Annotated in this window: 15 protein-coding genes; 4 read left to right on the forward strand and 11 right to left on the reverse strand. The window is 30.7% G+C overall.

Annotated features, from left to right (window positions below):
• Positions 1 to 108: 108 nt before the first annotated feature.
• From IM755_RS06355 to IM755_RS06375, 5 genes are all read right to left on the reverse strand, one after another.
• Positions 109 to 1,218 carry an acyltransferase family protein gene (locus IM755_RS06355; RefSeq protein WP_194094861.1) on the reverse strand — a complete coding sequence of 370 codons (1,110 nt, stop codon included), beginning with the start codon at positions 1,216 to 1,218 and terminating at the stop codon, positions 109 to 111.
• 40 nt (positions 1,219 to 1,258) lie between these two features.
• Positions 1,259 to 2,212 (reverse strand): AAA family ATPase, encoded by a 954-nt coding sequence (locus IM755_RS06360; RefSeq protein WP_194094863.1) that lies wholly within the window; start codon positions 2,210 to 2,212, stop codon positions 1,259 to 1,261.
• 95 nt (positions 2,213 to 2,307) lie between these two features.
• The gene (locus tag IM755_RS06365; RefSeq protein WP_194094865.1) at positions 2,308 to 3,666 is read right to left on the reverse strand and encodes a peptidylprolyl isomerase; all 1,359 of its coding nucleotides are present in this window, start codon (positions 3,664 to 3,666) and stop codon (positions 2,308 to 2,310) included.
• Positions 3,650 to 4,501, reverse strand: coding sequence for a hypothetical protein (locus IM755_RS06370; protein WP_194094867.1), 852 nt, complete (start codon positions 4,499 to 4,501; stop codon positions 3,650 to 3,652). Before IM755_RS06370 ends, IM755_RS06365 begins: the two co-directional genes overlap by 17 nt.
• A gap of 4 nt (positions 4,502 to 4,505) precedes the next feature.
• Complete coding sequence (locus tag IM755_RS06375; RefSeq protein WP_194094868.1) at positions 4,506 to 6,473, reverse strand: peptidylprolyl isomerase; 1,968 nt, start codon at positions 6,471 to 6,473, stop codon at positions 4,506 to 4,508.
• A 127-nt stretch (positions 6,474 to 6,600) separates the two neighbouring features.
• Here IM755_RS06375 and IM755_RS06380 point away from each other — a divergent pair, with 127 nt between their 5' ends.
• A complete protein-coding gene (locus IM755_RS06380; RefSeq protein ID WP_194094871.1) occupies positions 6,601 to 8,196 on the forward strand; it encodes a peptide chain release factor 3 in 1,596 nt (531 codons plus the stop codon).
• Between the two features lie 40 nt (positions 8,197 to 8,236).
• Here the strand turns inward: IM755_RS06380 and IM755_RS06385 are convergent, their stop codons facing one another.
• The 4 genes from IM755_RS06385 to IM755_RS06400 form a co-directional block, all read right to left on the reverse strand.
• Entirely contained in the window at positions 8,237 to 9,118 is an 882-nt protein-coding gene (locus IM755_RS06385; RefSeq protein WP_194094873.1) for a bifunctional 5,10-methylenetetrahydrofolate dehydrogenase/5,10-methenyltetrahydrofolate cyclohydrolase, read from the reverse strand.
• A gap of 87 nt (positions 9,119 to 9,205) precedes the next feature.
• Positions 9,206 to 10,543, reverse strand: a complete 1,338-nt coding sequence (gene ffh / locus IM755_RS06390) for a signal recognition particle protein (protein ID WP_026724554.1) — start codon at positions 10,541 to 10,543, stop codon at positions 9,206 to 9,208.
• Between the two features lie 134 nt (positions 10,544 to 10,677).
• Entirely contained in the window at positions 10,678 to 11,145 is a 468-nt protein-coding gene (locus IM755_RS06395) for a hypothetical protein (RefSeq protein WP_194094875.1), read from the reverse strand.
• 46 nt (positions 11,146 to 11,191) lie between these two features.
• On the reverse strand, positions 11,192 to 12,223 hold the full coding sequence (locus IM755_RS06400; protein WP_194094877.1) for a hypothetical protein: 1,032 nt from the start codon (positions 12,221 to 12,223) through the stop codon (positions 11,192 to 11,194).
• Between the two features lie 175 nt (positions 12,224 to 12,398).
• On the opposite strand from IM755_RS06400, the gene IM755_RS06405 reads away from it, so the two are divergent.
• From IM755_RS06405 to IM755_RS06415, 3 genes are read left to right on the forward strand one after another with little or no spacing between them, the layout of a single operon-like run.
• On the forward strand, positions 12,399 to 12,914 hold the full coding sequence (locus tag IM755_RS06405) for an RNA polymerase sigma factor (protein ID WP_194094879.1): 516 nt from the start codon (positions 12,399 to 12,401) through the stop codon (positions 12,912 to 12,914).
• 44 nt (positions 12,915 to 12,958) lie between these two features.
• Positions 12,959 to 13,858 (forward strand): FecR family protein, encoded by a 900-nt coding sequence (locus IM755_RS06410; protein WP_194094881.1) that lies wholly within the window; start codon positions 12,959 to 12,961, stop codon positions 13,856 to 13,858.
• Positions 13,859 to 16,402, forward strand: coding sequence for a TonB-dependent receptor (locus tag IM755_RS06415; RefSeq protein WP_194094883.1), 2,544 nt, complete (start codon positions 13,859 to 13,861; stop codon positions 16,400 to 16,402).
• Positions 16,403 to 16,434: 32 nt separating this feature from the next.
• Here the strand turns inward: IM755_RS06415 and IM755_RS06420 are convergent, their stop codons facing one another.
• Complete coding sequence (locus IM755_RS06420; protein ID WP_026724548.1) at positions 16,435 to 16,623, reverse strand: YgaP family membrane protein; 189 nt, start codon at positions 16,621 to 16,623, stop codon at positions 16,435 to 16,437.
• 11 nt (positions 16,624 to 16,634) lie between these two features.
• A complete protein-coding gene (locus IM755_RS06425; RefSeq protein WP_194094885.1) occupies positions 16,635 to 16,940 on the reverse strand; it encodes a hypothetical protein in 306 nt (101 codons plus the stop codon).
• Positions 16,941 to 16,948 lie beyond the last annotated feature (8 nt).

Below are 16,948 nucleotides of genomic sequence, written 5' to 3' on the forward strand. Positions count from 1 at the left end.
ATTAAAACAAGAATATATTGAATAATTCGTAATTTAAAATCAAAGTTTTATTAAATTATCAAAAAACGATATCCAATTTTAAAAGAGTATCAAAACGAAGTGATTAAATTATCTTTTATCTCTCCAATTCATCATTGGTTTTTCGTAAAATCGATATAAGAGATACGATGATAAAAAAGTGATTAAAAGATAAACCACAGTAAAAAAATGACGCTCAAAATCTGATATTTTAAATGTATCAAAAAAAGTTTTCAAGAGTGATAAAATCACACTGTAATGAAGTAAATAAATAGAATATGAAATTTTACTAATTAATTCGATAGGATACAAAACTGCACTAGCATACGTTTTCCACTCAGAGAAAAAAGGCAACAAAAATGCAAAAGCAATTGAAGTAATTGGCAAATACAAAACGTTCCAGAAAAACGGATTTTGTTCGATTGTTAAATTCAGAGGAAGAATTCCAAACATTAAAAAGAAAAGAATTCCAAATCCTATCAAAGCAAAAACAGTTTTTGAGTTCTTCCAAAACTCACTAAAATTTAATGAAATCCAAGCGAATAAAACTCCGATCAAAATTGCATCAATTCTATAAATCAAAACCGATTTTAAATTTAAATTCCATTCTGTAAAATTCGAAATTGCATGTTGGGAATGATAGTAAAATTTATTCATCCAGAAAACTAGAATCAAAGCTACAATTACCAATAAAAACGCTTTTGATTTGTTTTTGACCCTAACTAATCCAACAAAAAACAATGAAAATGGTAATAGTAAATAAGTAAATTCTTCAATAGACAAACTCCAAGATTCTGGAAAAAAAGCAGGTGATTTTGATGCGAAATTTTGTAAAAACACAAAGTAACTTCCGATATTTTCAATTGAAAAACCAAGAAAAAAAGCGATTCCAATGTTGATTAATAACACCAAATAATAGTTTGGTAACGTTCGAAACCAACGCCTTTTTAAGAAATGAAAAACTGATTTTAAAGTAAAATTTTCGTTGATAAATGTTTTATACAGAATTGACCCAATCAAAAATCCGCTTAAAACAAAGAAAAGTTCAACTCCCCAAAATCCAAAAAGTTCAAATAATGTTGGGATAAACGCATTACTTTTTGGATAAATCCAAAGGATATGCGAGCAAACTACCATTATAATTGCAGCAGCTCTCAAGACATCTAATCCGAAGATTCTTTGTTTTAAATTGGGTTCCAAATTACTGTAATTGATTCACTAAAGTAATAAAAAAAGCTGTTTAAAACAGCTTTTTAATAATATCATCTTCCGAAATTCCTTCGGCGTCAGCTTTATAATTTTTAACGATTCTGTGTCGAAGTATCCCAACAGCTACTGCTTTTACATCTTCAATATCTGGAGAAAATTTTCCATTGAAAGCAGCATTAGTTTTGGCTGCTAAAATTAAGTTTTGAGAAGCACGTGGACCAGCACCCCAATCAATATAAGTCTTGACAAACTCATTTGATAACGGATTATCGGGACGTGTTTTGCTTACTAACGAAACAGCGTATTCGATTACATTATCGGCTACGGGTAACTTACGAATTACATTCTGAAAATCGATAATTTCTTGAGCTGTAAATAAAGCATTTACCACAGGTTTAAAATCGGATGTTGTTGCTTTAACCACATTCACTTCTTCTTCAAAACTTGGATAATCTAATTTTACGGCAAACATAAAACGGTCTAATTGCGCTTCTGGCAAGGGATACGTTCCTTCTTGCTCAATTGGATTTTGCGTTGCCAAAACAAAATAAGGCAAATCTAATTTATAATGATGTCCCGCAACTGTTACTGCGCGTTCTTGCATAGCTTCTAACAAAGCAGCTTGTGTTTTAGGTGGCGTTCTGTTTATCTCATCTGCCAAGATAATATTAGAGAAAATTGGTCCTTTAATAAACTTAAAATGACGATTTTCATCTAAAATTTCACTTCCTAAAATATCGGAAGGCATTAAATCAGGTGTAAACTGAATTCTTTTAAAATTCAATCCTAAAGCTTGTGAAATGGTATTTACCATTAAAGTTTTTGCTAATCCGGGAACACCAATAAGCAAAGCGTGACCTCCAGAAAAAATACTCATTACAATTTGATGTACTACTTCATCTTGGCCTACAATTACTTTAGCAATTTCTTGTTTTAATGCTTTTTGTCTTTGAACTAATTCCTGAATGGCTGCTACGTCTGACATATTGAATTTAGAATTTAGAATTCGAAAAATTAATCTTAATTATTAAACCTCTAAAATAATAAAAAACCCTCTGAAAACTCAAAGGGTTAGTCAATTTATTTTTTTAACCAATTGTTAGCAAAATTGCAATCTTTATAATCATCTGAAATCTTAATGTAAGTTTCTTTGATTTTTTCTTCACTCCATTTAGCAATTACTTTAATTTGCTTATCTCTAAGAGCTAATTCTTTAATTTTTAAATAATCTTTAGAAAAATCAGCAGTATGTTCTTCTGATCTATTGTTTACTGTAATGATTTTATAAAATTTGGCACCTCCACCTTTTTCTTCATCTAAAATTGGTAACGAAACATCACCATCTTTTAAAGAAGAAACCTGAGCATACAATGCAGGATCCATTTTTGTTAATTCAAAACGAGGCTCCATGGTTCTTGGATTTAATAATACCCCACCATTATTTTTGGTTTCTTTTTCATCGGATGATGATTTAGCAGCATCAGCAAATGTAATTTCTTTGTTTAATACTTTTGTTCGAATAGCTTCAATTTTAGCTTTAGCATCCTTCATTGCTTGAGTTGAAACTTTAGGAGACATTAAAATGTGTCGTAACTCTACTTCTTGACCTTTAATTTTTTCTACCATGATAATATGATATCCAAATTCCGTTTCAAATGGCTCAGAAATTTCTCCTTCAGCTAGGCTAAACGCAACTTCTTTGAATTCTTTAACAAATCCTGTTTTTCTATTAATTTTATAAAACCCTCCATTTGAACTTGACCCTGGATCTTCTGAAAACAAAACAGCTTTACTAAAAAAACTAGAGCCATTTAATACATCCTGACGAATTTCTTTCAGTTTATCAACAATTCTTTTCTTTTCTTCTTCTGTAATAACTGGTTTAACTACTATTTGAGCTACTTCCATTTCCGCTCCAAAAGTTGGAATTTCATCAGTTGGAATTCCTTTAAAGAAATTTCTAACTTCTTCAGGAGTAATCGTAACATCATCTACAATTTTCTTTTGCATCTGAGAAGTTAGCTTGTTCATTTTGATAATTTCAAAGAAATAAGATTTAAATTCATCTAAATTTTTCTTTTTATAAAACTTAACCACTTTTTCAAGTGAACCAACTTGCTCAACCATAGCATCAAGTTGTTCATTCATGTAGCTGTTAACTTCTGCATCTGTAACTACAATACTATCCTGAATAGCGTGGTGTGCATATAATTTATCTTCTAATTGTTTACCAAATAATTCGCAACGTGTAATATTTTTGGTATCAATTCCTTGTGCTCTTAATTGAATTAATTCTAAATCAATATCTGAATCTAATACTACATAATCTCCTACAACTCCTATTACCCCATCCACTTTTTCTCGTTTTGTCTGAGCAAAAACTGTGGTTGATACTAAAATTAAAAAGGAAAAAAGGAATTTTTTATTTATAAATTTCATACTTGTTGTCTTTAATGGCGTCATTCGTAATCTCTTTTTCTATTGTATTTATTAAATCTAATTTTCTATTATTAATGATAATTTGTTTTATTGTGGGCTTTAAAAACTCTAAAGGTGTTGGACTGTCTTTTGGCAAAACATTATTCACTTTAACCAACCAAACCGTTGTAGAATCTGGATATTGAAAATTCATTCCGCTTGAAATATATTTTTGCTTATTCTCTAAATTAATAAACGGAATTTTCTCATAAACCTGATTAATATCCACCCAAATAGAATCATTAAAAGCATAACTTTTGAATTGAACCGCAAGCTGTTCTAACTCTTTTCTATCTTTTTTGGTAAAGGAACTAAACTTTGATTTAATTTTTGCGAATTTTGGATTTTCTTTAACTAAATTAATATATCGAAGTTTTACCAACTCTGAAGAATTTTTAAAATACTGTTTATTTTTTGCATAATATGCTTCAATCTGAACCTCAGTAACAACTGTATCTATTTGTCTGATTACTAAACTCTCAATATAATCTTTTGTATATAAATCAACTTTATATTGATCTATTAAAGCACTAAACTCAGAGACTTTATCTTTACCAATATTACGCTGTGCTGCTTCAAATAATAATTTTTGTGTAGCCCATCTATCAATAAAAGATTTTACAATAGCAATACTATCTTTTTTTGAAGTTCCTTTTGGTACTAAATCTATAATATCATCTTGAAATAAATAATTTTCACCAACACGCGCAATGGCCTTAGGCTTCTTTGGTGCTCTAAAATAATCGCACGAAACAACCATAGTGCTAAGTAAAAATATTGTTATCCAAAATCTCATATGACTATTTTGCTAATTGCTGTTTTACTTTTGCAAAAACATCAGTATTTACTTTGATTTGGAATTCCCTTTTCAATTCATCAACCCAATTGTTTTCCAAATATTGTTGGTAATCGCTAATTACTTTTCCTTTACAATCTGCAAATTCTTTCGGCCCCGCATCTTTTGTACTCTTTACCTTAACCGCAAAGTAATATTTATCTTTTGAAACCACTGAAGTTACACCAGTTGTAACATTTGGATATTGCGATAAAACATCATAATCTTCTTCATATAAACCTGATTTAACCATGATATTCACCTTACCATCTTTATTTAATTTCTCTTTGATATAATCGATAGATTTTCCTTTTTTAAGGAAACTTTGTGCTTTTTCAATTGTAGCTTTATCAGTTGATGATAAAATATCTACATCATGTCTTTTTTTCCACTGATAGTTTTGAATGTTGGCTTTATGGAAATTCATTAAACCTGTTGTATCGGATTTAGCTCTGTTCCAAATTTCTTTTTCCATCAAATCGAATAACAATAAACCATCACGATATTCATCCATCACATATCTAAACTCAGGAAATTCATTTTCTAAATTTTCATTGTAATAACTAATCAACTGCTCGTCTGTAAATTTCTCGAACAACTCATCAGTTAATTTAGCAATTGGTTTTGTTTTAATATTAGCTTTCTGTTGCGAATACACAAAATTAAGGAACGTTGGTGAAGTTATTTTCTTTGTTTTATCAATAGTTAAAACCGTTACATTTCCTTCTTTAGTATTTGCTGGTACTTGCCAAGTTTGAGAATAAAATTCATCCGTAATTGACTTTTTAACTTGAGCCAATGCTTTAGCATCTTTAGCAACAGTATATTTTGTTCTTAATTTTTTAGCTAATGAATTTGTAATCAATAAAGAACGCTCGTCTTTTCTAATTTTATCTTCTAATTCCCCTTTCATATCGTCAAAAGAACGAACCGGATGTTTCTCAATCAATTTAATAATATGCCATCCAAATTGCGATTGAAACGGTGCTGATATATCATCTTTTTTAGCCAAACTAAAAGCTACATTTTCAAATTCTTCAGAACTCAATTGTCCTGAACCAAAACGTTGTAAAACACCACCCTTTGGAGCAGAAGATTTATCTTCAGAAAATTGCTGAGCTAAACTCTCAAAATTTTCACCTTGTTGAATTTTTTTATAAATATCTTCAATAGTAGCTTTTGCTTTTTCCTGTTGGGCAGCATCAGAAACATTAGGCTTAACAATCATAATGTGAGCCACAGTAACTTCTCCTCTATTTGCTCTTTTATCCACTACTTTTACAATATGATATCCAAAACGAGTACGGAATGGTTTTGAAACCTGTCCAACATTAGTTTTAAAAGCAGCATTTTCAAACGGATACACCATTCTAAAAGCCGAAAAATAACCTAAATCACCATTATTTTCTTTTACCGATGGATCCTCAGATGTTTGTTTTGCAACAGTTACGAAGTCTTCTCCAGCATCTAATCTTTTTTTGATATCTAAAATTTTGTTGTAAGCTTTTAAAGTATCTTGAGGTGATGCGCCTTCGTCAACTAAAATTAAAATATGAGACGCTCTAACTTCTTGTTGCATTCTATCATAAGCTTCGCGAACCAATTCGTTTGTAACTTTAGAATCGTTTACATAATTCTTAGACAATTGATTTCTATATGATTTCAATTCGTTTTGATACGAAGTTCCGTTTTGCAAACCTATTTTATTCGCTTTTTCAACTTTTAATTTGTATCCTAAAAACAAATCCAAATATTTGTCTAAATCTTTCTGAGAATCATCCTTAACTAAATCTAAATTTTTATTATAAACTCTAATAAATTCATCTGTGTAATACGGATGATTATCAATCGTAAACAATACTTCTTTCGTTTGGGCAAACAAAAACGATTGAACAAGTAAAAAACCAAAAATAAGTAGGCGATTAATTTTCATATTAATTTATACATTTTAAGTTGTAATCGACAAAAATAACAATTCGAGACTATTCCACAACATTTATAAGCGACTATTAACAGAAATTTCTGCAAAAAAAAGTTACTTTTGCACAAAATTTTGAATAATGAGTTTTATAGAAGAAATAGCAAGAAGACGAACTTTTGGAATTATCTCGCATCCCGATGCTGGTAAAACGACTTTAACCGAGAAATTATTGTTGTTTGGAGGCGCTATTCAGGAAGCTGGTGCTGTAAAAAGTAATAAAATTAAAAAGGGAGCTACCTCCGATTTCATGGAGATTGAAAGACAAAGAGGAATTTCGGTAGCGACTTCGGTCTTAGCTTTCAATTATAAAGATAAAAAAATTAACATCTTAGATACGCCAGGTCACAAAGACTTTGCAGAAGATACGTTTAGAACTTTAACTGCTGTTGATAGTGTTATCGTAGTTATCGACGTAGCAAAAGGGGTTGAGGAACAAACTGAAAAGTTAGTAGAAGTTTGTAGAATGCGAAACATTCCAATGATTGTTTTCATCAACAAATTAGACCGTGAAGGTAAAGATGCCTTCGATTTGATGGATGAAGTGGAGAAAAAATTAAAACTTCGCGTTACTCCATTGAGTTTTCCAATTGGAATGGGATACGATTTTCAAGGAATTTATAACATTTGGGAAAAGAACATCAACCTTTTTGAAGGCGATAGTCGCAAAAACATTGAAGAAACGATTGCTTTTAACGACATCAATAGTCCAGAATTAGAGAAAATTATTGGAGAAAAACCTGCAAATCGACTAAGAGAAGAATTGGAATTAATTGATGAAGTTTATCCTCTATTTAGTAGAGAAGAATATTTAGAAGGCGATTTACAACCCGTGTTCTTTGGTTCGGCTTTGAATAATTTTGGAGTTCGCGAACTATTAGATTGTTTCGTTGAAATTGCTCCAACTCCTAGACCAAAAGAATCCGATACCAGATTAGTAAGACCTGAAGAAGAAAAATTAAGCGGATTTGTATTTAAAATTCATGCGAACATGGATCCAAAACACAGAGACCGTTTGGCATTCATTAAAATTGTATCGGGAACGTTTGAAAAAAACAAACCGTATTTACATGTTCGTTTAGGAAAGAATTTAAAATTCTCGAGTCCGAATGCGTTTTTTGCGGAGAAAAAAGAGATTGTTGATATTTCGTATCCTGGTGATATTGTAGGATTACATGACACAGGAAACTTTAAAATTGGCGATACCTTAACCGAAGGCGAAATTATGAATTTCAAAGGAATTCCGAGTTTCTCTCCAGAGCATTTTAGATATATCAATAACGCTGACCCATTAAAATCGAAACAATTAGAAAAAGGAGTTGACCAGTTAATGGACGAAGGTGTTGCGCAGTTGTTTACCTTAGAAATGAACGGAAGAAAAGTTATTGGAACCGTTGGAGCGCTTCAATACGAAGTAATTCAATACCGCTTAGAGCATGAATATGGTGCAAAATGTACATATGAAAATTTCCCAGCGTTTAAAGCGTGTTGGGTAAAACCACAAGATCCTAAAAATGTAGAATTTGCCGAATTTAAACGTGTGAAACAAAAATTCTTAGGTCATGATAAATACGGGCAATTAGTATTCTTAGCCGATAGTGATTTCTCTATCCAAATGACACAACAGAAATATCCAACAGTAGAATTATTTTTTACATCGGATTATCAGAAGCGATAAAAAAGAAAAGCCATTTCGATTGAAATGGCTTTTTTGTTTATTATCTATTCCTCTTCTGTTCTCTTGCTAACAACGTATTTTTCAACAACATTGCAATCGTCATAGGTCCAACTCCACCGGGTACTGGCGTAATATAAGATGCTTTTTTAGAAACATTTTCAAAATCTACGTCGCCTACAATTCTGTATCCTTTTTCAGTAGTTTCGTCTTCTACTCTTGTGATTCCTACATCGATCACTACTACATCGTCTTTTACCATTTCTGCTTTTAGGAAATTTGGAACTCCTAATGCTGAGATAATAATATCGGCTTGAGAAGTAATTTGGTTGATATTTTTAGAATGACTGTGTGTAACCGTTACAGTTGAATTCCCAGGGAATCCTTTTCTTCCCATTAAAATTCCCATAGGACGACCTACGATGTGGCTTCTTCCTATAACCACAGTGTGTTTTCCATCGGTTGGTACATTATAACGTTCTAATAATTCTAAAATTCCAAAAGGTGTAGCTGGAATAAAAGTAGACATATCTAAAGCCATTTTTCCAAAGTTTTCAGGATGGAAACCATCTACATCTTTACTTGGATCAATAGCTTCAATGATTTTTTGTGTATCGATTTGTTTTGGCAAAGGCAACTGAACAATGAATCCGTCAATATCATCGTTTTCGTTCAATTCTTTGATTTTTTTCAAAAGTTCCGTTTCAGAAGTTGTGCTTGGCATTTTAATCAAAGTCGATTCAAAACCTACGCGCTCACATGATTTTACTTTACTTCCTACATAAGTCAAACTTGCTCCATCGTTACCCACAATGATTGCAGCTAAGTGAGGCACTTTTTCACCATTTGCTTTCATTTGAGCTACCTCAGCAGCGATTTCATTTTTAATATCTTCCGATACTTTTTTTCCGTCTAATAATTGCATTTTGTTGTGTTGTTTGTTGTGTTGTTTGTTGTGTTGTTTGTTGTGTTTATGCTATAAAAAAGACGCGATGAATCGCGTCTCTACTTATTATCTCATGCCTTTCATTCCGCCCATGGCTTTCATCAGGTTTTTACCCGCGCCACCTTGCATCATTTTCATCATTTTGCTCATTTGGTCGAATTGTTTCATCAATTGATTGACTTGCTCAATTTTTGTTCCCGAACCTTTGGCAATTCTGGTTTTACGTTTTACATCAATTAAAGATGGTTTACTTCTTTCAGCTGGTGTCATCGATTGGATGATAGCTTCAATATGTTTGAACGCATCGTCTTCAATTTCAACATCTTTTAACGCTTTTCCAGCACCTGGAATCATTCCAACAAGGTCTTTCATGTTCCCCATTTTCTTGATTTGTTGGATTTGCGCTAAGAAATCATCAAAACCAAATTCGTTTTTAGCGATTTTCTTCTGTAATTTTCTTGCTTCCTCTTCATCGTATTGCTCTTGTGCTCTTTCTACTAAGGAAACAACGTCTCCCATTCCCAAGATTCTATCCGCCATACGATTTGGATAAAACACGTCGATAGCTTCCATTTTTTCACCTGTACCAATGAATTTAATTGGTTTATTTACTACCGATTTAATCGAAATAGCAGCTCCACCACGAGTATCACCATCCAACTTCGTTAAGATAACACCGTCGAAATTTAATCTATCGTTGAATGCTTTTGCTGTATTTACTGCATCTTGTCCTGTCATCGCATCCACAACAAATAATGTTTCTTGTGGTTGAATTGCTTTGTGAACATTAGCGATTTCGTTCATCATTTCTTCATCCACAGCCAAACGACCAGCGGTATCGATGATGACTACATTAAACCCATTTGCTTTTGCATGTTTGATTGCGTTTTGAGCAATTTCAACAGGATTTTTATTTTCTGGTTCTGAATAAACTTCAACCCCAATTTGTCCACCTACTACGTGCAACTGATTAATTGCCGCAGGACGATAGATATCACAAGCTACCAATAAAGGTTTTTTGTTCTTTTTAGTTTTTAGAAAGTTCGCTAATTTTCCAGAAAAAGTAGTTTTACCAGAACCTTGTAAACCCGACATTAAAATCACAGAAGGATTACCTGAAAGATTTACTCCAGCAGCATCACCACCCATCAATTCAGTTAACTCGTCTTTAACGATTTTAATCATTAACTGACCAGGTTGTAACGTAGTTAATACGTTTTCACCTATTGCTTTTTCTTTTACTCTTGTGGTAAAATCTTTAGCAATTTTAAAATTTACGTCGGCATCTAATAAAGCTCTACGAACTTCTTTAAGAGTATCAGCAACGTTAACATCGGTAATTTTACCGTGTCCTTTTAATATATGAAACGCTTTATCTAACTTATCGCTTAAATTATCAAACATGATTCTGTTTTTGTTTAATGAAGTGCAAAGATAAGATAAAGTTATAAAGTTGCAAAGTGAGAAAATGGGTTTGTTTTAAATAAAAAACCAGCTATAAAAAGCTGGTTTTTTATTGGGACAAAAAGAATACATTCTTAATTTTTTTCAAATGTTAAGTAATCTGTACCACCATTACCTCCACTAACATCTACTAATTCAATTTTTGTAGCAGTGTAACTAACAATATCCCAATCGTCAGATAAATCATCAACAAAACTTGCTGGTGAAGGTGACGTAAATAGAATATTAAAATCTAAATCCTCACTTGGGCTATCATCATTAATATCATCGCTAGTTACTGACCAAGAACCTGTATAAGTATTCGTATTAGCTGCCGTTAAAACATTGTTAGCACCAAATGTAAATATGTAATTTGAATAATTAGTTGTTTCATCAACACCTGAATCTTCATACAAAGTGATTCTCCAAGTTCCTTGATTAACGGTATTGATAACCGGAGTAGGATCTGCTGTGTTAGTAGTATCATCATCGTCGCTACACATGGAAGCTACGTTTAACATAAAGATCAAAGAAAGTAACGGAATTAAGGTTAGTTTTTTCATAATGTATCAATTTTAAATTTATTCGTATTTGTTTTTAAAAATATTATTAATTTTTTGTTAGATATAAATAATCAGTAGTTCCGTCACCACCACTTACATCTTTTAGTCGAATTTGAGTTGATGTAAATTCAATTACTTCCCAGTCATCTTCTAATTCATCTAATGTAATGCCATCAAAAGAAAAGGCTACTTTTTCATCTCCACTATCCATGTAATTTGACCAAGTTCCGTTTAATGAAATTGCGTTTTTTACTGCTAATGAAGTTCCGTTTACATTAAATGTAAAATTATAGCCTGCATAATCTGAAGTTTCATCCGTATCATCAAAGAAATAAGATACGTACCAAGTTCCACTACTTAAAATTGCAGAAAGATTAGCATTTCCTCCTCCCGATGGAGAATCATCACAATCATCAATTGAATCTTCAATAACATCTTCTAATTGATTGTTATTCGTAATTGTGATAGTTTGTCCATTAGAGTTTACTAAAGAAATTGGATATTGAATAGCAACATATTCGTTGTCTTCTAAATTTTCCAGAAAATTATATAAATCTGTATTATTATTTAATGTAACTGTATCCGCCAATTGGTTATTAGCATTATAAACATTAATTACAATTGGAAAATTAAAACTAATACAATCTATTTCATCAAAACCGTCATCTTCACCACAAGCATCAATTACATCGTCTAAATCATTAGCATCTTGCAACACTTGAGTTGAAAAATTTTGATATTGAATTGTTATTGGGTAAACAAAATTCACGATATCATCATCATTTGAAAAAGCATTAATAGCATCTTGAACCGTTTGATAATCGGCTTGTGTTGCAACCACAATATTTTGACCATTTACAATAACTGTGGCAGGCAATACAACGCTAAAACAGCTTGAATTATCCAACACATTATCCCCAGAAGTAGGATTTTGAGTAACTCTAGTTAACAAAGTGGTTAATGGTGAAGTATTCGTTAAATTTTGATTTGCATCTTGAATTACTTCATTTTCTTCACTTTGACAAGACATTAAAAGCAAACCTACTAAGCTTAAATTTAAAAAATGTTTTAGTTTCATGATTAATTTTTTTTGGGTTTATATTGGTAAAACAATTCAAATTAATTTTACCCTACCTAATTTTTAAAAAAAATAATTAAAATCAAAAATGACTATATTTGTTTCAACTATATAACAATTCATTTTTATAAAACCCTTCCTAAGGTTTAATTAATTTTTAGCAATTTATTCAAAGATGCCTGAAAATAATACAATTTGCCAAGAAAATATTTTTTCAACTTTTTTTAAAAGCCATGCAAAAGGATTACGAAATTATCTTTACTACAAATTTGGCAATACAGAACAGGCTGAAGATGCCACACAAGAAGCTTTTATAAAACTGTGGCAGAATTGTAAAGATGTCCCAATTGAAAAAGCTAAATCTTATATTTATACGATTGCAACTAACAATTCCTTAAATGCAATTGCACATAATAAAGTAATTCTTTCCTATGAAAAGAACAATACTTTAATCGATAGAACCAACGAAAACCCAGAACATATATTAGAACAAGAACAATTCGAATCTAAACTATTAAAAGCTATTAATAATATAAACGAAACGCAAAGAATAGCTTTTTTAATGCATCGAATTGATGGTAAAAAATATGCCGAAATTGCCTCTGAATTAAACATTAGTGTAAAAGCTGTTGAAAAACGTATTCACTTAGCTTTGATGGAACTAAAAAAAGAAATAGAAAATTTTAAGTAGGGTAAAAAACAATATACTTGTTACATTATTGTAATACGAAAATTATGGACGAAGATTACAAATTAGCCAAATGGCTTAATAACGAATTAACCGCTGAAGAATTAGCCGAATTTAAACAAAATCCGGACTTTACTTTGTATGAAAAAATCAAAGAAAATTCAGCACGCTTAAAAACTCCAGCATTTGACCAAGATAAAATGTTAAGTAACGTTGTTGCTACTAAAAAAGCAACAAAAGTTGTGAAACTTCAACAAAATTGGTTCGCTCGGATTGCTGCTGTGTTAGTTATTGCTTTGGGATTAAGTTTTTTTATTGTTAATAATTTTAAAGAAAAATATTATGGTACAAGCCTTACACAAACTGTAAATTTACCTGATAATTCTGAAGTATTAGTTAATAAAAATTCGTCTATAGAATACAAAACTTTCTTCTGGAAAAACAACAGAACAATTGACTTAAAAGGTGAAGCTTATTTTAAAGTGGCAAAAGGAAAAACATTTGAAGTCAACACGAATTTAGGAAAAGTGACCGTTTTAGGGACACAATTCAATGTAAACTCAAAAGACAATACTTTTGAAGTAACTTGCTACGAAGGAAAAGTAAAAGTAAACTACAAAAATCACGAACTTATCCTAACAAAAGGCATGTTAGTTACTTTTGAAAATGATTCTAAAAAAGAAGGAAAAACAACATTATCAATGCCAAAATGGGCATCTGATAAAATGGAAATGAGTTTTACAAATCAAAACTTAAAAACTATTATTACTGATATTGAAAACACCTATAACGTTACAATTAAAACAAATACTATAGCAACAGAACAATTATTCACTGGAAAACTTCCAAGTAATAATTTAGATGTAGCCTTACAAATAATTGCCTCAACCTATCATTTACAAATAAACAAATCAAACGAAACAAGTTTTGAATTAGTAAAAAAGTAAATGAATTATAATCGTTTTTTAATAATTATTAGCTTATTTGTCATTGTCTTACCGCTTCGAGCACAAGACAATGGCAAGGCTATTTTATTGAAAAAAATATTAGAAAACATTGGCAAAACTCACGAAGTAAATTTTAATTTTATTGAAGAAGAAATTGCGTTTTTTAAATTAATTCCTCCTTCGAATTCATTAACTCTTCAAGAAAAACTGAACTATATTTCTGAAAAAACACAATTAAAATTTAAATTTATTTCTGAAAAATACATCTCAGTAATCAACAATCAAAAACTTGACAAACCTTTGTGTGGTTATCTTTTGGATAAAGAAACGAAAGAACCCATACAAAATGCAACACTTCTAGTTTCTGGAACAAACTCTTATGCTATTACAAACGAAATTGGTTTTTTTGAACTTAAAACAAAATCTGCGAATACGATCGAAATTTCACATTTGAATTATAAATCAGAAATCATACAATCTTCATTTTTATATGTAGAAAATTGTCCAACAATCTACTTAAAAAGCATAATTAATGATTTAGAACCTGTTGTAACCACCTTATATTTAACCAAAGGAATCAGTAAAAAAAGAGATGGCACTTACGAAGTAAAACCTAAAAAAACTGGCCTTCTTCCCGGTTTAACAGAACCCGATGTATTTCAAACTATGCAGCAAATTCCCGGAATTCATGCTACCGATGAAAGCATTTCAAACACAAGTGTAAGAGGCGGAACACACGACCAAAATTTATTTCTTTGGAACGGCATTAGATTATATCAAACAGGGCATTTTTTCGGATTAATATCATCTTTAAATCCCAATTTAGCACACAAAATTAATATTGCTAAAAACGGAACTTCTGCATTTTATGGCGATGGAGTTTCAAGTTCGGTCTTAATTTCAACACATACAGATTCTATAGAAAACACAACTGGAGCTGTAGGTTTTAACCTAATTAACGCTGATTTTTATACGAAAGTAAAAACTTCTAAGAAATCAAATATTGAAATTAGCGGAAGACGATCGTATACAGATTTAATCACTTCGCCAACTTATAAAAGTTATTTCAATAAAATATTTCAAAACACTATTGTAACCAATTACTTTGACAATCAAAACATTAAATACAACTCAAAAGAAGATTTCTATTTTTACGATTTTACAGCACAATACCATCAAAAAATAAAGCAAAAAACCGATTTATTTATTGATATTCTAAGTATTAGTAATGTTTTAGATGTGTTACAAACTAAAACAGAAAATAGCATTACAACTTCAAAATACAGTTGCTTAGAACAACAAACTTATGGAGCAAATGCATTGTTAAAAACAAATTGGAATGCAAAAAATAGAAGCGAAATATCAATTTACGCCTCCTATTACAATATTAAATCTGAAAATGAATCAATTGAAAATAATCAGATATTTAATCAAGAAAACACCATTTTAGATACGGGTATAAAATTACAAAATAGTCATATCTTATCTGACAATTTTACCTTTATGAATGGGTATCAATTTAATGAAATTGGAGTTCGAAATGTGGATATTGTAAATACGCCTGTTTTTTCTAGAAAAATCAAAGAAGTTTTAAAAAATCATGCACTAATTGCCGAACTTAACTATTTTTCAGTTAACACTAAATTTAATGGTCGAATTGGTTTCAGACAAAACTATATTCAAGAATTCTCTACTTTTATTTTTGAACCGCGAATTCAGTTAAATTATAAATTCACTCCGTTTTTCCAATTGGAAATTATGGGTGAAAGCAAACATCAAACTACATCACAAATTGTTGATTTACAACAAGATTTTTTAGGTATCGAAAAACGAAGATGGACTTTATCTAACAATGAAGACATTCCAATTGTGAAAAGTAATCAAGCGTCATTAGGATTCTCTTTCAATAAAAACAATTGGTTGCTAACTTTAGAAAATTTCTATAAAAAAGTAGATGGAATTACTAGTATGAGTCAAGGTTTTCAAAACCAATATGAATTTGTAAAAACCAATGGAAATTTCACGGTTTATGGAACAGAATTTTTAATTCAAAAACAATTCAAACCCATTACAACATGGGTAAGTTATACTTTTCAAGAAAATAATTATGAATTTAAAACATTGAATGCAAAAGCATTTCCTAATAATTTTGAAATTAAGCATCACATAAAATCTGCTATTATTTCAGATTTTAAAAACATTAAACTAGCCATTGGTGCTCAGTGGTTTACAGGAAAACCAACAACTTTACCAATAAGCACAACCCCCATCTACACTGACCCAGAAACACCAACTGTTGGTTATCAAGCGCCAAATTCATCTAATTTAGAAGACTATTTTCAAGTTAATTTTTCAGGTTCTTATGCATTTGCTATTGGTACAAAATCAAAACTAAATTTTGGTTTTTCAGTTCAAAATATATTGAATAATAAAACCAGTATCAATCAACATTATCGCATAAACAACAATACAAATATTGTGGAACAGGTAAATACTTTTTCATTAGAAAGAACACCAAATGCCTTTTTAAGATTTACTTTCTAATAAAAAGTCAGGCTTTCACCTGACTTACTATCTTAATCTTGAATCTTAAATACTTTTCTCAAAATATCTTCCATTAAACACCATTTGGTAAAGGATGATTGAAGCAAATTAGCTCCTACAAAAAGAGTAAACCAATACCAATTTTCGTTTACATACATTCCTAAAAGAACACTTAAAATAATAAAGGTTCCAGCTACTGCTCTAACTATTCTGTTGATCATAATTTCTAATTTTAATTATATTTTTCTACCGAAAAAACGGCTAAATGAACTTTTGATGTGGACTCTTGTTTTTTATTAAATGCGTTTATGGTATCTAATAATGCATCTAAATTATGTTGTAAAAGGAAAGCGTAAAACAGTACCGAATCGGTTTCATTCATTTCAGAACCAAACCAATTGGATTCTACACTTTCTTCTGAAGCATCTCTAAAACCTTTTACATCGCGGTACGAATAGGATTTTACTTTTGCTTCTTTTAGCATTTTTTTGACTTCTTTTTCAAATTCTGCTATAGCGGTGATTAATACTAATTTCATATTTTTTA

It is taken from the genome of Flavobacterium proteolyticum, from assembly GCF_015223105.1.
GTDB classification, from domain to species: domain Bacteria; phylum Bacteroidota; class Bacteroidia; order Flavobacteriales; family Flavobacteriaceae; genus Flavobacterium; species Flavobacterium proteolyticum.